Here is an 18,553-nt window from a genome sequence, read left to right as displayed (position 1 = left end):
CCCCGCCCGGCTATCCCCGCAGGGTCATCCGCCCCGCCGCGACCTCGAAGCCGCGCAGGCGGCGCAGGAACGACATGCCGAGCAGGCTCGTCTCGAGCCGGCCGCTCGGCAGCACCAGCGCCTCGACATCGCGGACCGTGATCCCGCCGACCCGCATCTCGCGCACCCGGACCCGCGCCGCCGGGACCGCGCCGTTGGCGGTGCCGACCCGGGCGGTGAAGTCGCGCTCCGCGACGCGCAGCCCGATCCGGGCAGCGTCCTCGCTCGTGAAGACGCAGAGGGTGGCGCCGGTATCGACCAGCATCCGCAGCACCTGCCCCTCGACCTGCGGATGCGCCCGGAAATGCCCGGACCCGTCCTGCGACAGGGTCACGCTGTCGGCGCTGCCCGGGGCGATCTGGGCCGCCTCGGCGGCCGGGGCCGGACCGCCGCGGGTGAGCTTGGCGAACCGCTCGGTCATCGACCCGCCGGTGAGGGCGGCCGACGCGAGCACGCCGAGGGCCCAGAGGATCGGGCGCGTCACGGACAATCTCCGGCAAGGGTGGATCAAGGCCGGCAGAGTCGCGGCCGACCGGTTAAGGATCCGTCCGGCGATCGCGTCGAATGCCGCCGCATTCCCATCCTTGCCATCGGGGCCGTCGTCTGCTAGCAGCACCCCGCCCGCCGGACACCCTTGGAGGCCGGATTCCCATTACGGGAACGGGCGTGGCGACGTCGGTTCACAGGGCCGTCCTCGAGGGGGCGGCCTTCGGCGTTTGAGCCATCTGCAACACCAGTTTTAAGGATCACGCCATGAGCGCCGTGAAGCCGCTTGAGGCCGTGGCACGCGACCGGGTCGGCAAGGGGGCCGCCCGGGCCGTTCGTCGCCAGGGCCAGGTGCCGGCCGTCATCTACGGGGGCAACCAGCCGCCGCAGGCCATCGCCATCGACCTCATCCGCACCCGCACCCTGATCTACGCCGGTGGCTTCCGCACCACCGTGTTCGAGATCAGCGCCGGCGGCCGCAAGGTCCGGGCGATCCCGCGCGACTTCCAGCTCGACCCCGTCACCGGCGTGCCGCTGCACGTCGACTTCCTGCGCGTCGTCGCCGGGCAGACGATCGAGGTCGAGGTGCCGGTGCACTTCTCGAACGAGGACGCGGCCCCCGGCATCAAGCAGGAGGGCGGCACGCTCAACGTCGTCCACCACACGGTCGCCGTCGAGGTCGCCCCGGAGTCGATCCCCGACGCCATCACGGTCGACCTGACCGGCAAGGCGATCGGCGACACGGTCCACGTCTCCGACCTGCCGGCGCCGGCCGGCGTCTCCTTCGCGCTCGCCGGTGACGAGGTCGTCGCCACCATCGTGCCGCCGACCGTGCTCGGCGCCGAGGTCGAGGCCGAGGAGGCCGCGGTGGCCGAGGCTGCCCGCGCCGAGTCGGCCGCCGAGGCCGCCGAAGAGGCTGCCGAGGGCGAGACCAAGGAGGACTGAGCCGGCCTCCGGCTCGATCCTGTCCATCATCGGGACGCCCCGGTCGCGAGATCCGGGGCGTCTTTTCGTTGTCTCGGGGAGATCCTGCGTCGCCATGCGGCTGTTCGTCGGCCTCGGCAATCCCGGGACCCGCTACGCGGGCAACCGGCACAATATCGGCTTCATGGCCCTCGACGCGATCGCCCGCCGGCACCGCGCCGCGCCGTGGCGCCGCAAGTTCCAGGGCGAGAGCACCGAGGCGGTGATCGGCTCGGAGCGCGTGCTGCTGCTCAAGCCCCTGACCTTCATGAACGAATCCGGCCGGGCGGTCACGGAAGCGCAGCGCTTCTACAAGATCCCGCTCGACGGCGTGGTGGTGTTCCACGACGAGCTGGATCTCGCGCCGGCCAAGCTCCGGGTGAAGAAGGGCGGCGGCAATGCCGGCCATAACGGCCTGCGCTCGATCACCGCGCAGTGCGGCAACGAGTATTGGCGCGCCCGCCTCGGCATCGGGCATCCGGGCGACAAGGCCCTGGTCCATGCCTACGTTCTCAACGACTTCGCCAAGGCCGAGATGCCGTGGGTCGAGGACCTGTGCGACGCGATGGCCGACGCCGCCGAGCTCATGGCCGCGGGCGACGATGCCCGCTTCCAGAACAAGGTCCACGTCGCGATGGCCGGGCGGGGCTGGGACGAGGTGAAGCGCGTCGGCGAGAAGCCGGCTTGACCCGCGCGATCCGACCCCTCAATGGCGACGCAACACGGCCGCGCGCCGGCGGCTTTCAAGACTCGAACGGACTGATCTGATGGGCTTCAAATGCGGCATCGTCGGCCTGCCGAACGTCGGCAAGTCGACGCTCTTCAACGCGCTGACGCAGACCGCGGCGGCGCAGGCGGCGAATTATCCGTTCTGCACCATCGAGCCCAACGTGGGCGAGGTGGCGGTGCCGGATAGCCGGCTCGACGACCTCGCCCGGATCGCCTCCTCGAAGGAGATCATCCCGACCCGGCTGACCTTCGTCGACATCGCCGGCCTGGTGCGCGGCGCCTCGAAGGGCGAGGGGCTCGGCAACCAGTTCCTCGCCAACATCCGCGAGGTCGATGCCATCGCCCACGTCGTGCGCTGCTTCGAGGATGGCGACGTCACCCATGTCGAGGGCAAGGTCGACCCGATCGCCGACATCGAGACGATCGAGACCGAGCTGATGCTGGCCGATCTCGACAGCCTCGAGAAGCGCCTTACCGCGCTCGAGAAGAAGGCCAAGGGCGCCGACAAGGAGGCCAAGGAGGTCCTCGACCTCGTCCAGCGCGCCCTGCCGCTCCTGCGCGACGGCAAGCCGGCCCGGCTCGTCCAGCGCAAGCCGGAAGAGGAGCGGCTGTTCTCGCAGCTCGGCCTGATGACGGCCAAGCCCGTGCTCTATGTCTGCAACGTCGAGGAGGGCGCGGCCGATGCCGGCAACGCCCATTCGGCCGCGGTGTTCGCCCGGGCAAAGGAGGAGGGCGCCAAGGCGGTCGTCGTCTCGGCCAAGATCGAGAGCGAGATCGCGGTGCTGCCGCCGGCCGAACAGGTCGAGTACCTGGAGGCGGTCGGCCTCGCCGAGCCGGGCCTGAACCGGGTGATCCGCGCCGGCTACGAGCTTCTCGGCCTCATCACCTACTTCACCGTCGGCCCGAAGGAGGCCCGGGCCTGGACCATCACCAAGGGCACCCGCGCACCGGGCGCCGCCGGCGTGATCCATACCGACTTCGAGAAGGGCTTCATCCGCGCCGAGACCATCGCCTTCGCCGATTACACGGCGCTGAAGGGCGAGGCCGGGGCCCGCGAGGCCGGCAAGCTCCGGCTCGAGGGCAAGGAATACTTGGTGCAGGACGGCGACGTGCTGCATTTCCGCTTCAACACCTGATGGATCTCGTCCGGCGCCACGACTGGGATGTGACGCCCAAGGAGGCGGTCGCGCTCCAGCGCGACCTCGCCGCCGAGATCGTGGCCGACCGGCCGTTGCCTCTCGACGCCGTGCGGCTCGTCGCCGGCGTCGATGTCAGCGTGAAGAACGACCGCTCGCACGCGGCGATCGTGGTCGCGACCTATCCGGAATTCCGGGTGGTCGAGACCGTGACGGCACTCATGCCGACGCCGTTCCCCTACGTGCCCGGCCTGCTCAGCTTCCGCGAGGGCCCGGTGCTGGAGGAGGCGTTCGGACGGCTCGAGGCCGAGCCGGACGTGTTCCTGTTCGACGGCATGGGCACGGCGCATCCGCGCCGCATCGGCATCGCCAGCCATATGGGCCTGTGGCTCCAGCGCCCGACCATCGGCGTCGGCAAGACCCGGCTCTGCGGCCGCAACGCCCCGCTCGACGACGAGAAGGGCGCGCACCAGCCGCTGATCGACAAGGGCGAGACGATCGGCGCCGTGGTCCGGACACGGACGGGCAAGCACCCGCTGTTCATCTCGCCGGGCCACCTCGCCGACATCCCGACCAGCGTCGCCCTGGTGCTGGCCTGCGCGCCGAAGTTCCGGCTGCCGGAGCCGATCCGCCTCGCCCACAAGGCCGCCGGCGCTTTCGTGTAAGCGCATTTGCGCCGGGCTTTCGTCGTGCTAGCCCGGCGGTCCGCCCCACCGCCGGACGCGCCCCATGCCCCGCTACTGCTTCGAGGACCTCACGCCCGGTGTCACGCTCGATTTCGGGCCGCTGGCGGTGAGTCGCGACGACATCGTGGGCTTTGCCCGCGAGTTCGACCCGCAGGGCTTCCACACCGACGAGGCGGCAGCGCGCGAGAGCTTCGTCGGCGGCCTGATCGCCTCGGGCTGGCACACCTGCGCGCTCGGCATGCGCCTCGTCGCCGACGGCTTCATCCTGCAATCGTCCTCGATGGGTTCGCCCGGGATCGAAGAGGTGCGCTGGCTGCGCCCGGTGCGCCCCGGCGACGCCCTGTCGATGCGGATGAGCGTCACCGAGAGCCGTCCCTCCGGCAGCAAGCCCGACCGCGGCTTCGTGCGGTTCCTCCTGGAGATCGAGAACGGCGCCGGCCAGCCGGTGATGACCCAGGATTTCTGGGCGATGTTCGGGAAGGCCGGCACACCGCCCCTGCCGCCGCGCCCGCGCCCGCCGGAGGAACCGGCGCCCGCGGACCTGCCCGAGGGCGAGGCACTGCCCCCAGGGTACCTGGAGGATATGCCGTTGAACCGGCCCTTCGACCTCGGCGCCCATCACTTCACCCGCGACGACATCCTGCGTTTCGCCCGCGCCTTCGACCCGCAGCCGTTCCACGTCGACGAGGCGGCGGCGGCGCGGACGCATTTCGGCGGCCTGTGCGCGTCCGGCTGGCACACGGCGGCGGCCTGGATGAAGCGGATGGTGGCGGCCCGCGACCTTGGCCGTGCGCTGGCGGCCGAGCGGGGCGAGCCGCTGGTCGAGAGCGGGCCCTCGCCGGGTTTCCGAGACCTGCAATGGCTCAAACCTGTCTATGCCGGCGACACGATCCGCTACGGCGTGACCCTGACCGAGGCCCGGCCCTCGCGCACCCGCCCGGGCTGGGGCGTGGTCAGCCACACGGCGACCGGAACGAACCAGCGCGGCGAGCCGGTCTTTCGCTTCGCGGGAGCATGGTTGGCGCCCAGCCGGGGGGCATGAGGCGGTAATCCGCTTCGGCGTTCGTTGCGCCCCAGCCGACACCTGCACCCGCCGCGTCGTCCCGGGGCCGCGAAAGCGAAGTTCGGAATCCGGAACCGCGGGTGTCTCATACCGCAGCGCCTTCGAACGCACTCGGTCGACGCCGATGCGCCGGACACCTTCGCATCGACGTGTCGATGCGAAGGTGCGAGGGTATGAGGGAGGGGCGGTGAGAATCCGCTTGTGGCCGTTCCGTCCGCGGTTCCGGATCCCGGGTTCCGCTTGCGCGGTCCCGGGATGACCCTCTGAGGTGGACGCGTCTTCTCTGGTTCTACGATGAGGACGGCCTAGGCCGCCGCCCGCCGCTCCGGATACAGTCCCAGAAGCCCCTCCGGCGTCGCCTCCGCCACGCCGCGCTCGGTGATGATGCCCGTCACGAGACGCGCCGGGGTGACGTCGAAGGCCGGGTTCGCCACCGGGCTCCCGGGCGAGACCACCGCCACCGTGGCGAAGGCGCCGTCGTCGGTGCGGCCGGTGAGGTGGGTCACCTCGCGGGCGTCGCGCTCCTCGATCGGGATGCCGGCGACGCCGTCGGTCAGCGTCCAGTCGATGGTCGAGAACGGGAGGGCGGCGTAGAACGGCACGCCGCAATCGCGGGCGGCGAGCGCCTTCAGGTAGGTGCCGATCTTGTTGCAGACGTCGCCGGTCGAGGTGGTGCGGTCCGAGCCGACGATGCAGAGATCGACTTGCCCGTGCTGCATCAGGTGGCCGCCGGCATTGTCAGCGATGACGGTGTGCGGCACGCCGTGAGCGTTGAGCTCGAAGGCGGTCAGCGCCGCGCCCTGGTTGCGCGGCCGGGTCTCGTCGACGAAGACGTGGACCGGCAATCCGGCATCGTGCGCGACGTAGATCGGCGCCAGCGCCGTGCCCCAGTCGACGGTGGCGAGCCACCCGGCATTGCAATGGGTCAGGACGTTGACCGGGCCGGATTTCTTGGCGGCGATCCCGGCGATCAGTGCCGCGCCGTGCTCGCCGATCGCCCGGCAGCTCGCCACGTCCTCGTCGGCGATGCGGGCGGCCTCGGCGAAGGCGGCGGCCTCGCGCTCGGACGGCCTGAGCGGCTGCAGCACGGCTGCGACGCGGTCGAGGGCCCAAGCCAGGTTGATCGCGGTCGGCCGCGTGGCGGCGAGCCGGGCGCGCGCCCCGTCGAGGTTCTTGTCCGAGGGATCCTCGCGCATCGCCAGCGCCAGGCCGTAGGCGGCGGTGGCGCCGATCAGCGGCGCGCCCCGCACGATCATGGTGCGGATCGCGACCGCGGCCTCCGCCTCGAACCTCAACGTCTTCATCTCGAAGGCGAAGGGCAGGCGGGTCTGGTCGATCACGCAGATCCCCTCGCCGTCGGGCGCGGGGAAGATGGTGCGGTAGTGGCGGCCGTCGATCTTCATGGGGTGGGGTTTAGCATGGGCAGGGCGCGTCGCGCGACCACGTCGCGGAGGGCGGGATGCCCATGGCATCCCGCCCCGATCCCCTCAGAACCGCACCGCCCGCGCCCGCTTCACCTGCGGGATCGCCTCGATCGCCTGGAGCAGGTCGGGCGAGACCGCCTCGTCGATCGCGGCAAAGCAGATCGCGTCGCCGCCCGGCCGGTCGCGGCCGAGATGGAAGGTGGCGACGTTGACGCCGGCCTCGCCCATCAGCGTACCGAAGCGGCCGATGAAGCCGGGCTGGTCGGCATTGCGGATGTAGAGCATGTGCGGCGCCACCGCGGCTTCGAGGGCGATGCCGCGGATCTCGACGAAGCGCGGGCGGCCGTCGCCGAACACCGTGCCGGCGGCGTCGCGGGGCATGTCCTCGGCCTCGACGGTGAGGTGGAGGCGCGAGGCGTAGGGGCCTTCGACCGTGGTGCGGGTTGCGGTCTCGACCTGGATGCCGCGGGCCCGCGCCACCTCGATCGCCGAGACCATGTTGACGCCCTCAAGGAACGGCCGCAGCGCACCGGTCACCGCGGCCGCCGTCAGCGCCCGGGTGTTCAGCGCCGCCGCCTCGCCCTCGTAGACGAGGCGGATGCCGCGGATCGGCGCCTCGGTGAGCTGGCCGAGGAAGGAGCCGAGCTGCTCGGCGAGCGTCACGTAGGGCCGCAGGCGCGGTGCCTCCTCGGCCGAGATCGACGGGAAGTTGACCGCGTTGCGGATCGCGCCGTGGAGCAGGTAATCGCTCATCTGCTCGGCGACCTGGAGCGCCACGTTCTCCTGCGCCTCGGTGGTCGAGGCGCCGAGATGCGGCGTGCAGACCATGTTCGGGTGGCCGAACAGCACGTTGTCCTTCGCCGGCTCCTCGGTGAACACGTCGAAGGCCGCACCCGCGACGTGGCCGGTTTCGAGGGCCGCGCGCAATGCCACCTCGTCGACGAGGCCGCCGCGGGCGCAGTTGACGATCCGCACCCTGGGCTTGGCGCGCGCCAGCGCCTCGGCCGAGAGGATGTTGCGGGTCTTGTCGGTGAGCGGCACGTGCAGGGTGATGACGTCGGCGCGCCGCAGCAACTCGTCGAGCTCGACCTTCTCGACCCCGAGCGCCACCGCGCGCTCCGGCGTCAGGAACGGATCGTAGGCGATCACCCGCATCCGCAGGCCGATGCCGCGGTCGGCGACGATCGCCCCGATATTGCCGCAGCCGATCACGCCCAGCGTCTTGGCGGTCAGCTCGATGCCGAGGAAGCGGTTCTTCTCCCAGCGCCCGGCCTGCGTCGAGGCGTCGGCCTGCGGGATCTGGCGGGCGAGCGACAGCATCAGCGCGATGGCGTGCTCGGCCGTGGTCACCGCGTTGCCGTGCGGGGTGTTCATCACGATCACGCCGCGGGCGGTCGCGGCCGGCACGTCGATCGTGTCGACGCCGATGCCGGCGCGGCCGATCACCGAGAGCCGCCCGGCGCGCTCCAGCAGGGCGGCGGTGACCCGGGTGGTCGAGCGGACGGCGAGGCCGTCATACTCGCCGATGGCCGCGGCGAGCGCCTCCTTGTCCTTGCCGAGCTCCGGGCGGAGATCGGCCTGGATGCCGCGCTCGCGGAAGATCGCGACGGCGGCGGGGGAGAGGGTATCGGAGATCAGGATTTTCTTGATGGGTGTCGGCGTGACTTGGGCAGGCATGGCGGCCTCGAACGGGTGAGCGCCATCGCCCCGCGGGGAGCGGGTCGGCCGGGGGCTCGCGCGGTCACACCGGGTCGTGCGCAGTCCCCCTCTCCCCGCGAGAAGTCGGGCTTGCCCGACTTCGCCTGTCGCTTGCCGATCCCGGGCAAGCCCGGGATCTGTCGGGGAGAGGAGAGAACCTGCGCCTCATGCGGCGATGTGCGATCGGCGTGGGCCACGCCCGGCCGACGCCGGCTCCGCGGGGCTCCGGCGTCGGAATACGGCGATGATGGGCTTGGGTCAGGCCGCCTGGGTCAGGCGGGCCTTCTCCTGGGCGAAGGCCCAGTCGAGCCACGGCGTCAGGGCTTCGAGATCCGAAGCCTCGACCGTGGCGCCGCACCAGATCCGCAGGCCGGGCGGTGCGTCGCGATAGGCGCCGATGTCGTGGGCGACGCCCTCGCGGTCGAGCATCGTGGCGATGCCCTTGGCGACGGCGGCGACGGCCTCGGGGCCGCGCCCGACCACATCGGGATCGCTGACCACCAGGCAGACGCTGGTGTTCGAGGCGGTCGCGGGGTCCTCGGCGAGGCTGGCGATCCAGGGAGTGCGGGCGACCCAGTCGGCGATCACGCCGGCATTGCGGTCGGCGCGGGCGCGCAGGGCCGGCAGGCCACCCAGCGACTCGGCCCAGCGCAGGGCGTCGATGTAATCCTCGACCGCCAGCATCGACGGCGTGTTGATGGTCTCGCCCTCGAAGATGCCCTCGATCAGCTTGCCGCCCTTGGTCATGCGGAAGATCTTCGGCATCGGCCAGGCCGGGACATGGCTCTCCAGCCGGGCGACGGCGCGGGGCGAGAGGATCAGCATGCCGTGCGCCGCCTCGCCGCCGAGCACCTTCTGCCAGGAGAAGGTGACGACATCGAGCTTCGGCCAGTCGAGGTCCTGCGCGAAGGCCGCCGAGGTGGCGTCGCAGATCGTCAGGCCCTCACGGTCGGCGGCGATCCAGTCGGCGTTCGGCACGCGGACGCCCGAGGTGGTGCCGTTCCAGGTGAAGACCACGTCGCGGGTGCGGGTATCGACGGTCGAGAGGTCGGGCAGGCGGCCGTAGGGCGCCTTGATGACGCGGGCATCGAGCTTGAGCTGCTTGATCGCGTCGGTGACCCAGGTCTCGCCGAAGGATTCCCAGGCCAGCATGTCGACCGGGCGGGCGCCGAGCAGCGACCACATCGCCATCTCGACGGCGCCGGTGTCGGAGGCCGGCACGATGCCGATGCGGTAATCGGCCGGCACCTGCAGCACCGTGCGGGTGAGGTCGATCGATTGCTTGAGCTTGGCCTTGCCGAGCTTCGCCCGGTGCGAGCGGCCGAGCGCCGCGTCGGAGAGGGCGTCGGGCGTCCAGCCGGGGCGCTTGGCGCAGGGTCCGGACGAGAAGAAGGGCGCGCGCGGGCGCGCCGCGGGGCGGGTCGTCATGCTGGTATCCATCCTTCCAGATGGGCGCCTCTCGGTGGGGAGAGGTGTCCCGCCGACCCGGATGCGCCTGCCGGGACCCGGCGTCAAGATCCCGAGCCACCCAAGATCCCGAGTCACCCAAGCTCCCGTGCCGGGACGGTCCGTTAGGTCCGCGTCGGCGGGGTGACGCGCGCGAGATGGGCGCGGTGGGCGGCTAGATCGGACTGGAAATCGGCGAGCAGGGTTCGGGCCAGCTTGGCGACGTCTCCACCCCCCGCCCCGACGCGCGCGACGAGGGCACGCTGGCGCACGACCCGGGCCTCCGCCTCGATGACGTGGCGCAGGGCCATTTCGAGATCCGTCTCACCGAGCGGACCGGTCGGCGTCATGGCGAGGCCCTCCTGCCTCGGGCGCGGGGGCGGGGGGTGGGCGGCCGGCGGAACGGGTGCCGGTGCGGGTGCTATGCGGGCAGTATGGCACGGCCGGGCCCACCCGGATAGGACGGGCACGACGGATCGGCGAGGCGGGGTGACATGGACGAGTTCGGGCGAGCCCTGGGGCTGGCGGCCGCGATGATCCTGCGGGGCGATGCCGACCTCGTCGCCATCGTCGGCCTGTCCCTGCGCGTGAGCCTCACGGCGGCGGCCCTCGGCTTCGTGCTGGGCGCGCCCCTCGGGGCGCTGCTCGCCGCGGCGCGGTTTCCCGGCCGCGGGGCGCTCCTCGTCCTGCTCAACGCGCTGCTGGGCCTGCCGCCGGTGGTGGTGGGGCTGGTGCTCTACCTGCTGGTCTCGCGCTCGGGGCCGCTCGGGGGCTTCGGCCTGCTGTTCACCCCGGGCGCGATGGTGATCGCGCAGGGCGCGCTCGCCCTGCCGATCGTGGCGGCCCTGTCGCACCGCACCTGCGAGGCGCTGTGGGCCGAATACGGCGATGCGCTGAGGGTCGACGGGGTCGGGACCGGGCACGCCGCCCTGATCCTGCTTGCGATGGCGCCGGCCCCCCTGGTCACCGCGTTCCTGGCGGCGTTCGGGCGGGCGATCGCCGAGGTCGGCGCCATCCTGATGGTGGGCGGCAACATCCGCGGCTACACCCGCACCATGACGACCAGCATCGCGCTGGAGACGAGCCGCGGCGATCTCGCGCTTGCGCTCGGCCTCGGCCTCGTCCTCGTCAGCCTGACGCTGGTGGTGAGCGCCGCCGCCTTCGGGATCAACCGGGTGGCGGCGCTCCCCAGGACGTAGCAATCACTGGGCGGTTACTGGCTCGGCATCGTGCCGGTCGGGAAGAACAGCTGCTCGCCGTTGATCCTGAACGAGGCGATGGCCGTCCGGCCGCGTTCCGAGGTCAGCCACTCGTGCCAGATCCTGGCGTCGGCCGCGTGGATCTGCGGGTTCTTGGCGGGATTCACCAGGATCGAGCCGTAGGGGTTGAACAGGGCCGGATCACCCTGGACCAGGATCACGAGGTTCTGGCGGTTCTTGAAGTTCGCCCAGGTCGCCCGGTCGGTCAGGGTGTAGGCATCCATGGCGGCAGCGGCGTTCAGGGTCGGGCCCATGCCCTGGCCGAGCTCGCGGTAGCGGCTGCCTAAGCCCCGGGCGTCGATGCCGGCCGTCTTCCACAGGCGCAACTCGGTGCGGTTGGTGCCGCTGTCGTCGCCGCGACTGGCGAAGGCGGCCTTGGCGCCGGCGATGCGCGATAGCGCCTCGGTCGCATCGCGCCCACCCCTGATGCCGGCCGGGTCGCCGCCGGGCCCGACGATCACGAAGTCGTTCGCCATCACGTCCCGGCGGTCGAGGCCGTGGCCGTCGGCCACGAACTTGTCCTCGCCGGCCCGGTCATGGACGAGGAGCGCGTCGGCATCGCCCTTCGCCCCGATGGCGAGCGCTTGGCCAGTGCCGACCGCGACCACCCGGACGGTGATGCCGGTTTCGCGCTGGAAGATCGGCAGCAGGTGGCCGAACAGGCCCGATTGCTCGGTGGAGGTGGTGGAGGCCAGCGTGATCGCCCGCTCCTGCGCGGCTGCGGGCCAGGCGTGGAGGGGAGCGGCCAGCAGCAGGGCCAGGACCGCGAGGCGGCGTGACGGCAGGGGGATCACGGGGGACTCCGGTTGAGGTCGCCCACCCAGCGATACCCCGCGGTCGCCTCCCGGCACCAGGGCGAATCAGCGCGGCCGGGCCGGTCCCGCCGCCGCGAGGCTGTTGGCGATGGTGGTGAGCATCGCGACGGCCTGACCCGCCACCTTCGGCTCGTGTCCCTCCGCCGCCAGGCGGCGCTTGGTGTCGATCACGGTCTCGACCGCTTCGATCAGCTCCATGGCGGGGATCGTCCCGCGCTCGACCAGGGCCAGCATCAGGCTCTCGACCAGCATCAGGGCCGCCTGGCCGGCGGCGGCATGCTCGCGCGTCATCCCGTCGCGATCCATGCCGGGCCCATGGGGCGAGCCCGTGTCGCCCGTCGTACCCGTCTCAGCGGCCGTCATCGGCGCCCCCCTTGCCCTCGGTGAAGGGCTCGGCGTCCCGCGGGCCGACGAATTCCGGGCGTTCGCGCTCGGAGATGTCGAGGAGCGGGGCCGCGATCCGCACCAGGGCGTCGAGGTCGCCGATCGTCACCCGGCGGCCGCGCATCGTCACGAGGCCGTCCTCCCGGAACGCCCGCAACACCCGGTTGACGTGCACGTTGGAGATGCCGAGATGGTCGCCGATCTGCTCCTGGGTCATCGGCAAGTCGTAGGCCAGGGCGCCGGGCGGCAGCGTGCCCGACAGGATCAGGCGGCCGCGGAAATCGATCAGCAGCAGCGCCAGGCGCTCGTCGGCGCTGCCGCGGCCGAGCCCGACGACCCAGTTGTGCAGCCGGCGCTCCTCCTCGATCACCTGCCACATGCACCGCGTCGCGAGGTCGGCGTCGCGCTCGTAGGCCTCGCGCAGGGTGCGGTGATCGACCTGCTCGACCAGCACCTCGGACAAGGCCTGGATCGCGTCCGGGCTGTGGGTGACGAACAGGCTTTTGACCGCGAACAGGTCGCCGGGCAGGAAGATCAGGATGAACTGGCTGCGTCCGTCCTCGAGTGTGCGCAGGCGGCCGACCCAGCCCTTGCGCAGGCGGAAGATCTGGGTGTTCGGGCTGTCCGGCTCCACCAGCAGACGGCCGGCGGGGTAGAGGCGGCCCGATCCGACCATCACCCGGTCGATGGCGGCCTCGCCCCGGCGCAGGGCGTTCAGGATCTCGGGCCTGTGCAGGAGGTAGCGGGCGGAGTCGGGCATGGCGGCGGCAGTTCGTCCGGTGAGGCGTCGCGAAGGACGGCGCGCGGGAGAAGCGCCGGGTGAGGGGAGCGCTCTAGGAAGCGCCGCCCCCGCCGACATTCACCTGCGTTGTCTCGCGTGCATACTCTATCGGAGTTCTCTGCCGGTTACGTCGTCCGCTCATGCTTCGGCCGCACCAGGTCCGGGCGGCGCTCGCGGGTGATCCGGTCGGATTGCGCCGCGCGCCAGCGGGCGATCGCCGCGTGGTTGCCGCCGGTCAGCACCTCCGGGATCCCGTGCCCCTCCCAGTCCCGCGGCCTCGTGTAGTGCGGATATTCGAGGGCGCCGCCCTCGAAGCTCTCCTCGACGCCGGAGGCGTGCTTGCCCATGGTGCCGGGCAGCAGGCGCACGCAGGCATCGAGCACCACCAGGGCCGCGGGCTCGCCGCCCGACAGCACGTAATCGCCGATTGACACCTCCTCGAGGCCCCGCCCGGCGATCACCCGCTCGTCGACGCCCTCGAACCGGCCGCAGACCACGATCACCCCCGGTCCTTCCGCCAGCGCCCGCACCCGGGCCTGGGTGAGCGGCCGGCCGCGCGGGCTCATCAGCAGGCGCGGGCGGGGATCGTCGGCGGGGGAGGCGGCATCGATCGCCGCGGCGAGCACGTCGCAGCGCAGCACCATCCCGGCCCCGCCCCCCGCCGGGGTGTCGTCCACCGCCCGGTGCCGGCCGATGCCGTGGTCGCGGATGTTGCGCGCCTCGAGGCTCCAGGCGCCCCGCGCCAGCGCGTCGCCGGCGAGCGACAGGCCGAGATGGCCGGGGAACATCTCGGGATAGAGGGTCAGGATCGTGGCGCGCCAGGGGGCGGGAGCGGGCAGGGAGGTCATGCGGGTTGATGGCCTCGGCGGGGCCGGGCGGTCAACCGGGGGGCATCAGGGGTCCCGAGGAGGATTCGGAGAGCCCGTCCGGGTGACCCGACCTCGAGAGCGCCGAGACCGTCGGGACTATCGGCCGATCTCTTCCTCTTCCGCCCGGCACAACGCGTCCACCGCCTTCAGATACGCCTTCGCGTCGAACTTCTTCAGCGTGTTCGGGCCGAGGTAGCGCACCGTGCCGAACACCTTGCGCCGGCCCCACGGCCGGTCGTGCAGGCCGAAGATCCAGGCGACGTTGGTGAACGAGTTCGCGTCGCGCCCGTCGAGGAAGTAGCGGTTGTTGAGCCGCAGCGTCACCGCGAAGGCCTGCTCCGGCGAGGGCGACCATTCGAGGATCTTCTTGCCCCAGTACATGCGCAGGTGGTTGTGCATGTAGCCGGTCTCGCGCATCTCGCGCATCGCGGCGTTCCAGTATTCGTCGTGGGTGCGCCCCTGCGCCAGCGCCTCCTCGTCATAGAGGTGCGGGCGCGGGTCGCCGGCATGCTCCGCCAGCGCCTTGCGCGACCAGTCCGGCAGGGCGGTCTCGTAGGCCGCGTAGCCCGGATTGAAGTGGACGTGGTTCATCGCCAGCTCGCGCCGGACGATCAGTTCCTCGAGGAACGCCGCCCGGTCCTCCGGGCCGCCGGTCTTGGCCGCCTGCACCTTGAGGGCGGCGGCCACCGGCGAGATCTGGCCGAAATGCAGGTAGGGGCTCAGATGCGAGGCGGCCCCGGCCTCGGGCCGGTTGCGCACCGTGCCGTACTCGGCGAAGGGCCCGGCGAGATAGGCCTCCAGCCGGGCATAGGCCTCGACCTCGCCGCCGCGGAAGCGCCGCACCGGCGCCACCCCGCGGTCGAGCGTCATCGCGGCGAGCGCCGCATCGGGATCGGAGACGTCGATGTCGCTCTTCAGCTTGAGATCGTCGGCCGGATGCTTGACCTTCCGCGCCCGCAGCGGGGCGAGGTAGGGCTCCCAGATCTTGTGCAGCTTCGGCCGCAGGGTGCGGGCGGCGAATTCGTGCTTCCCCGAGGCGACGTCGACCGGCACCACCACGTCGCCCTCGACCTGGACCAGCCGGCCGTCGAAGCCGCGTTCGATCTCGGCGTACCAGCCCTTCTGGATCGTCAGGTAGCCGCGGTCGAGGACCAGCATCGCGGCCTTCGCCCCGAGCGTGAGCGCGGCCTTCGCCGGCGTGGCGCGGTGCAGCACGAAGGCGATGCCGCGGCGTTCCAGGCCGGCCTTGGCGTCGGCCAGCCCCTGGAGCAGGAAGGCGTAGTGCCGGGCATTCGCCTCGGGGAAATGCGCGCCGCCGTCGAGCAGGCCGAACCCCGCCACCACCGGCAGCCCGAGACGGTTGGCCTCCTCCACCGCATATTCGAGGGCCGGGTTGTCGCGGCTGCGCATCCCCTGCTGCATCAGGTACAGCACGTAGGCCCCGTCCCGCGGCTCCATGTCCTTCAGAACCCGGATCCGCCCCGCCTGAATCGCCATCCTGCGCCCCCGTCAGGAAGCGGAACCTAGGCCGTGGCGCCGGTGGGTCCAGCGCGGCGTGCCGCCGCTGCTCGCAAAAGCGGCAACCGTGCCGACAATCGCGCCTTGCCTTCCGGCACGGCATACTTATCTTATTGCAGTGCGGGAACGCGATGGCGTCGCGCTCCCGCACTGCCCTTCTTGGGCGTTTCCTCCCTAGACTTGGGGCCACTCGCAAGAGTGGCCTTTTTTCTGTCTTTCATGCTTCGTTAGGAATTTTCAGGCCGGCATTTCGCTGCGTCCGGCGGAGCTTATGGCCGCGCTCCGCGTTGTCCCCGCAGATTTGGCCCGCCTCGTGCATCGCGGGGCAATCGGAGCCGAGCGTGAGGGAGCGGTCGAGCGATGCGGCAATTCACCCTGCGGGTCGAGGAGAGTGGAGAGGGCCTCGTCTGCATCACCAGCCCGGAAATCAAGAGCCTGTTCGTGGCCGATGAGACCCTGGCGGGCGCCCTGGAAGCGGTGCCGAGCGTGGTGCGGGCGCTGATGCGCGAGGAGGGGCGCGGCACCCTGCCGGGCGAGGAGGCCGCCGAGTAGGCGGCATCCTTACGCCCGGGGCGGAGTCAGCCCCGGGCGCGGGCCCGGATCATGAAGTTGTCGTAGGTGTATTCCGCGACCTGGAACCAGAGGTATTCCTCATTGCGGAAGGTCCTCAGGCCGTCATAGACGCGCTTGAAGTCCGGGTTCTTGGCGCCGAGTTCGGCGTAGATCTCGTTCGCCGCCTTCAGGGCTGCCTCCATGACGTCCTGCGGGAACGGGCGCAGCTGCGCGCCGCCGCCGACGAGGCGCCGGAGGGCCGCCGGGTTGCGCGCATCGTACTTGGCCTGGAGGTCGCCGTTGACGCTCGCCGCTGCCGCCGTCGCGACCGCCCGGTAGGCCTTCGGCAGCTCGGCCCATTTCTGGGCGTTGAACCAGAAATGCAGCATCGCGCCGCCCTCCCAGAAGCCCGGATAATAGTAGAATGGCGCCACTTTGTTGAGGCCGAGCTTCTCATCGTCGTAGGGGCCGATCCACTCGGCGGCGTCGAGGGTCTTGGCCTCGAGCGCCGCGTAGAGGTCGGCGCCCGGCAGGGTCTGGGGCGCGACGCCGAGCTTGGCCAGCACCTGGGCGCCGAGGCCGGCGATGCGGAAGCGCAGGCCCTGGAGGTCGGCGGTGGTCTTCACCTCGCGCCGGAACCAGCCGCCCATCTGGGTGCCGGTATTGCCGCCCGGCAGGGCGTAGAGCTTGCTCTTGGCGAAGATCTCGTTGAACAGGTCCAGCGCCCCGCCCTGGAGCATCCAGGCATTCTGCTGGCGGGCATTGAGGCCGAACGGGATCGCGGTGGCGAGCGCGAAGGTCGGATCGCGGCCGACCTCGTAATAGGCGGCTGAATAGGCCATCTCCAGCGTGCCGGACCCGACCGCGTCGAGGAGGGCGGCGGATTCGCCCGTGGGCGCGGCCGCGACCTCGATCTGGAAGCGGTTGTCGGTCGCCTCGGCGACGAGGCGGGAGAACAGCTCGGCGGCGCCGTAGAGCGCGTCGAGGTTGCGCGGGAACGCCGAGTGCAGGCGCCAGCGCAGCTCGGGCGCGCCCTGCGCCACGGCCGGGGCCGCCAGGGCGGTGCTGCCGGCGAGGCCGAGCCCGGCCGTCAGGATGTCGCGACGCTTCATGCTCTCCCCATCGAGGGTGGTGTCCAAGCCCTGTCACGGCCAGAGGTAGCGCGGTTCCGGCGAAAGCGCACCCGGGACGCAGGGCGGGAGCCCTGGCCCCAGAAGATCCCGGGCTTGCCCGGCATCTGCAAGCGAAAGGCGAAGTCGGGCAAGCCCGACTTGTCGCGCGGCGGTGATGCCTATGCTAATTCCCGGCCAGATCCATCGGCGGCGCCTTGGCGCCCCGCCGGCCCGCCGGAGCGCGACCCGACCGTGAAGCCCGAACCGATCTCCCTGCACACGGTCTGCGGCCTCGAGGAGCTGGGCCACCACTCAACCCGCGGGGTCACCCACGTCCTGTCGATCCTCGACCCAGCCTGGCCCGAGCCGGAGGCCTTCGGCGGCTACGACGCGCATCACCGCACGACCTTGCGCTTCCACGACATCATCGAGCCGACCGACGGCCAGATCCTGCCCGAGCGCCGGGACGTCGAGGCGATCCTGCGCTTCGGCGAGGAGCTGATAGCCGAGACCGCGCGGCGCAAGACCCACCTGCTGATCCATTGCCACGCCGGCATCTCGCGCTCCACTGCCGCGATGACGATGCTGCTCGGCCAGGCCCATCCGGACCTCGACGCCGAGTCGGTCGTCGCCAAGGTCCATTCCCTGCGCGAGAAGGCTTGGCCCAACGCCCGCATGATCGCCTTCGCGGACGACATCCTGCATTATGACGGCCACCTCACCGAGGCGGTGCGCCGCCTGCACGCCAAGCAATTGCGGGTGCGCCCGAACCTCGTCGAGCTGATGCGGAGCTTGGGGCGGGGGCGGGAGGTGGATGCGGCGCTCGCCTGACCGATCGCGGATGTCGCGTCTTCGATTATCCTTGCGGCAGGGCAAGACGAAGGATAGTTCTTGTCTTGCGTAAACGGACTTCGGCGGGCGAACGCCGCATCGGCAGTGTTTTTCATCTGTCAAGGACCGTCGACGCTCTCATCACGCGAGACATGATCGATGCGCGATCACAGGATTGTCTGAGGCGCCGTGCTTTTGTGCCTGGCGCCGACGAGCGCTTTTGCCTGGCCGCGGCCCATTCCGACGGTCGAGAAGGTCATCAAGCCCGGACAGAGCCAGAAGTTCGGGTGGTTCCTCTCGGTCGACCCGACCTGCCGCCCGATCGGCCCATGGACCGTCAACCTGATCGAGCCCTCCGGCAAGGGGCAGGTCATCGTCGAGCAGGGTCCGGGATATCCGAGTTTCCCGCCGATGAATCCGCGCTCGGCGTGCAACAAGCACACGATCTCGGCAACCCGGCTCATCTATAGCGCGCCGCCCGGCCCGGCGGATGACGACCAGTTCGTCATCGAGATCGTCGACCCTCTGGGGAACGCGAAGCAGGTCCGCTATCACGTCGGGCTGCATTGACGGGCAGGGGTGCGGCGAGCGCGGGCCGGGGTCGCCCGGAGGCGATTGCACCCATTGCGCCGTTGCGAGGCCGCGCGGCGCCGTGGTTACGACACCGGACGATCACACCGGCAGGCTCGGTGTCTGCCGTATGCCAATCCCTTTCGCGGATCTCCGTCCGCTGACGCTTCAGTCGTCCGGGACAGGGGAAGG

Annotated in this window: 20 protein-coding genes; 9 read left to right on the top strand and 11 right to left on the bottom strand. The window is 71.2% G+C overall.

Annotated features, from left to right (window positions below; genetic code table 11):
- Positions 1 to 10: 10 nt before the first annotated feature.
- Complete coding sequence (locus FF100_RS27290) at positions 11 to 523, bottom strand: retropepsin-like aspartic protease family protein (RefSeq protein WP_139038913.1); 513 nt, start codon at positions 521 to 523, stop codon at positions 11 to 13.
- A gap of 269 nt (positions 524 to 792) precedes the next feature.
- On the opposite strand from FF100_RS27290, the gene FF100_RS27285 reads away from it, so the two are divergent.
- From FF100_RS27285 to FF100_RS27265, 5 genes are all read left to right on the top strand, one after another.
- Positions 793 to 1,470, top strand: a complete 678-nt coding sequence (locus FF100_RS27285; RefSeq protein ID WP_139038912.1) for a 50S ribosomal protein L25/general stress protein Ctc — start codon at positions 793 to 795, stop codon at positions 1,468 to 1,470.
- 94 nt (positions 1,471 to 1,564) lie between these two features.
- Positions 1,565 to 2,176 carry an aminoacyl-tRNA hydrolase gene (gene pth / locus FF100_RS27280; RefSeq protein ID WP_139038911.1) on the top strand — a complete coding sequence of 204 codons (612 nt, stop codon included), beginning with the start codon at positions 1,565 to 1,567 and terminating at the stop codon, positions 2,174 to 2,176.
- Between the two features lie 79 nt (positions 2,177 to 2,255).
- Positions 2,256 to 3,353 (top strand): redox-regulated ATPase YchF, encoded by a 1,098-nt coding sequence (gene ychF, locus FF100_RS27275; protein WP_139038910.1) that lies wholly within the window; start codon positions 2,256 to 2,258, stop codon positions 3,351 to 3,353.
- Positions 3,353 to 4,018 carry a deoxyribonuclease V gene (gene nfi, locus FF100_RS27270; RefSeq protein WP_139038909.1) on the top strand — a complete coding sequence of 222 codons (666 nt, stop codon included), beginning with the start codon at positions 3,353 to 3,355 and terminating at the stop codon, positions 4,016 to 4,018. The genes ychF and nfi overlap by 1 nt, the downstream gene beginning before the upstream one ends.
- A 64-nt stretch (positions 4,019 to 4,082) precedes the next feature.
- Positions 4,083 to 5,081, top strand: coding sequence for a MaoC family dehydratase (locus FF100_RS27265; RefSeq protein WP_139038908.1), 999 nt, complete (start codon positions 4,083 to 4,085; stop codon positions 5,079 to 5,081).
- Between the two features lie 326 nt (positions 5,082 to 5,407).
- On the opposite strand, the gene mtnA is transcribed toward FF100_RS27265, so the two are convergent.
- From mtnA to FF100_RS27245, 4 genes are all read right to left on the bottom strand, one after another.
- Positions 5,408 to 6,505 carry an S-methyl-5-thioribose-1-phosphate isomerase gene (gene mtnA, locus FF100_RS27260; RefSeq protein WP_139038907.1) on the bottom strand — a complete coding sequence of 366 codons (1,098 nt, stop codon included), beginning with the start codon at positions 6,503 to 6,505 and terminating at the stop codon, positions 5,408 to 5,410.
- 84 nt (positions 6,506 to 6,589) lie between these two features.
- On the bottom strand, positions 6,590 to 8,203 hold the full coding sequence (serA, locus tag FF100_RS27255; protein ID WP_139038906.1) for a phosphoglycerate dehydrogenase: 1,614 nt from the start codon (positions 8,201 to 8,203) through the stop codon (positions 6,590 to 6,592).
- Between the two features lie 279 nt (positions 8,204 to 8,482).
- On the bottom strand, positions 8,483 to 9,652 hold the full coding sequence (locus FF100_RS27250; RefSeq protein WP_139038905.1) for a phosphoserine transaminase: 1,170 nt from the start codon (positions 9,650 to 9,652) through the stop codon (positions 8,483 to 8,485).
- A gap of 143 nt (positions 9,653 to 9,795) precedes the next feature.
- The gene (locus tag FF100_RS27245) at positions 9,796 to 10,020 is read right to left on the bottom strand and encodes a hypothetical protein (RefSeq protein ID WP_139038904.1); all 225 of its coding nucleotides are present in this window, start codon (positions 10,018 to 10,020) and stop codon (positions 9,796 to 9,798) included.
- 144 nt (positions 10,021 to 10,164) lie between these two features.
- Between FF100_RS27245 and FF100_RS27240 the strand changes: the two genes are divergently transcribed.
- Entirely contained in the window at positions 10,165 to 10,869 is a 705-nt protein-coding gene (locus FF100_RS27240; protein ID WP_139038903.1) for an ABC transporter permease, read from the top strand.
- Positions 10,870 to 10,883: 14 nt separating this feature from the next.
- On the opposite strand, the gene FF100_RS27235 is transcribed toward FF100_RS27240, so the two are convergent.
- The 5 genes from FF100_RS27235 to FF100_RS27215 all read right to left on the bottom strand — a co-directional run bounded on the left by FF100_RS27235 (position 10,884) and on the right by FF100_RS27215 (position 15,275).
- On the bottom strand, positions 10,884 to 11,723 hold the full coding sequence (locus tag FF100_RS27235) for an ABC transporter substrate-binding protein (RefSeq protein ID WP_139038902.1): 840 nt from the start codon (positions 11,721 to 11,723) through the stop codon (positions 10,884 to 10,886).
- A gap of 66 nt (positions 11,724 to 11,789) precedes the next feature.
- A complete protein-coding gene (locus tag FF100_RS27230; RefSeq protein WP_139038901.1) occupies positions 11,790 to 12,035 on the bottom strand; it encodes a hypothetical protein in 246 nt (81 codons plus the stop codon).
- Between the two features lie 58 nt (positions 12,036 to 12,093).
- On the bottom strand, positions 12,094 to 12,888 hold the full coding sequence (locus FF100_RS27225) for a Crp/Fnr family transcriptional regulator (protein WP_171070351.1): 795 nt from the start codon (positions 12,886 to 12,888) through the stop codon (positions 12,094 to 12,096).
- Positions 12,889 to 13,034: 146 nt separating this feature from the next.
- Positions 13,035 to 13,757: a tRNA (guanosine(37)-N1)-methyltransferase TrmD gene (gene trmD, locus FF100_RS27220; protein WP_139038899.1), complete on the bottom strand. Its 723-nt coding sequence runs from the start codon at positions 13,755 to 13,757 to the stop codon at positions 13,035 to 13,037.
- A 117-nt stretch (positions 13,758 to 13,874) separates the two neighbouring features.
- Positions 13,875 to 15,275, bottom strand: a complete 1,401-nt coding sequence (locus tag FF100_RS27215) for a deoxyribodipyrimidine photo-lyase (RefSeq protein WP_139038898.1) — start codon at positions 15,273 to 15,275, stop codon at positions 13,875 to 13,877.
- A 381-nt stretch (positions 15,276 to 15,656) separates the two neighbouring features.
- Between FF100_RS27215 and FF100_RS27210 the strand changes: the two genes are divergently transcribed.
- Positions 15,657 to 15,848, top strand: coding sequence for a hypothetical protein (locus FF100_RS27210; protein ID WP_048429329.1), 192 nt, complete (start codon positions 15,657 to 15,659; stop codon positions 15,846 to 15,848).
- Positions 15,849 to 15,874: 26 nt separating this feature from the next.
- On the opposite strand, the gene FF100_RS27205 is transcribed toward FF100_RS27210, so the two are convergent.
- Positions 15,875 to 16,960, bottom strand: coding sequence for a TRAP transporter substrate-binding protein (locus FF100_RS27205; protein WP_139038897.1), 1,086 nt, complete (start codon positions 16,958 to 16,960; stop codon positions 15,875 to 15,877).
- Between the two features lie 252 nt (positions 16,961 to 17,212).
- Here FF100_RS27205 and FF100_RS27200 point away from each other — a divergent pair, with 252 nt between their 5' ends.
- Together FF100_RS27200 and FF100_RS27195 are read left to right on the top strand one after the other, a co-directional pair.
- A complete protein-coding gene (locus tag FF100_RS27200) occupies positions 17,213 to 17,791 on the top strand; it encodes a tyrosine phosphatase family protein (RefSeq protein WP_139038896.1) in 579 nt (192 codons plus the stop codon).
- A gap of 195 nt (positions 17,792 to 17,986) precedes the next feature.
- Positions 17,987 to 18,361, top strand: a complete 375-nt coding sequence (locus FF100_RS27195; RefSeq protein ID WP_139038895.1) for a hypothetical protein — start codon at positions 17,987 to 17,989, stop codon at positions 18,359 to 18,361.
- Positions 18,362 to 18,553 lie beyond the last annotated feature (192 nt).

The organism is Methylobacterium terricola (assembly GCF_006151805.1).
In the GTDB taxonomy this organism is placed as follows: Bacteria; Pseudomonadota; Alphaproteobacteria; order Rhizobiales; family Beijerinckiaceae; genus Methylobacterium; species Methylobacterium terricola.
The sequence above is the reverse complement of the archived record's forward strand: the minus strand, read 5'-3'. Positions and strand labels throughout refer to the sequence as shown.

Coding starts and splice junctions, on each gene's coding strand:
- FF100_RS27205 (WP_139038897.1), bottom strand. CDS start 16,960: ATGAAGCGTCGCGACATCCTGACGGCCGGGCTCGGCCTCGCCGGCAGC.
- mtnA (WP_139038907.1), bottom strand. CDS start 6,505: ATGAAGATCGACGGCCGCCACTACCGCACCATCTTCCCCGCGCCCGAC.
- FF100_RS27215 (WP_139038898.1), bottom strand. CDS start 15,275: ATGGCGATTCAGGCGGGGCGGATCCGGGTTCTGAAGGACATGGAGCCG.
- FF100_RS27265 (WP_139038908.1), top strand. CDS start 4,083: ATGCCCCGCTACTGCTTCGAGGACCTCACGCCCGGTGTCACGCTCGAT.
- serA (WP_139038906.1), bottom strand. CDS start 8,203: ATGCCTGCCCAAGTCACGCCGACACCCATCAAGAAAATCCTGATCTCC.
- FF100_RS27210 (WP_048429329.1), top strand. CDS start 15,657: ATGCGGCAATTCACCCTGCGGGTCGAGGAGAGTGGAGAGGGCCTCGTC.
- nfi (WP_139038909.1), top strand. CDS start 3,353: ATGGATCTCGTCCGGCGCCACGACTGGGATGTGACGCCCAAGGAGGCG.
- FF100_RS27285 (WP_139038912.1), top strand. CDS start 793: ATGAGCGCCGTGAAGCCGCTTGAGGCCGTGGCACGCGACCGGGTCGGC.
- FF100_RS27250 (WP_139038905.1), bottom strand. CDS start 9,652: ATGACGACCCGCCCCGCGGCGCGCCCGCGCGCGCCCTTCTTCTCGTCC.
- trmD (WP_139038899.1), bottom strand. CDS start 13,757: ATGACCTCCCTGCCCGCTCCCGCCCCCTGGCGCGCCACGATCCTGACC.
- FF100_RS27245 (WP_139038904.1), bottom strand. CDS start 10,020: ATGACGCCGACCGGTCCGCTCGGTGAGACGGATCTCGAAATGGCCCTG.
- ychF (WP_139038910.1), top strand. CDS start 2,256: ATGGGCTTCAAATGCGGCATCGTCGGCCTGCCGAACGTCGGCAAGTCG.
- FF100_RS27225 (WP_171070351.1), bottom strand. CDS start 12,888: ATGCCCGACTCCGCCCGCTACCTCCTGCACAGGCCCGAGATCCTGAAC.
- FF100_RS27230 (WP_139038901.1), bottom strand. CDS start 12,035: ATGACGCGCGAGCATGCCGCCGCCGGCCAGGCGGCCCTGATGCTGGTC.
- pth (WP_139038911.1), top strand. CDS start 1,565: ATGCGGCTGTTCGTCGGCCTCGGCAATCCCGGGACCCGCTACGCGGGC.
- FF100_RS27240 (WP_139038903.1), top strand. CDS start 10,165: ATGGACGAGTTCGGGCGAGCCCTGGGGCTGGCGGCCGCGATGATCCTG.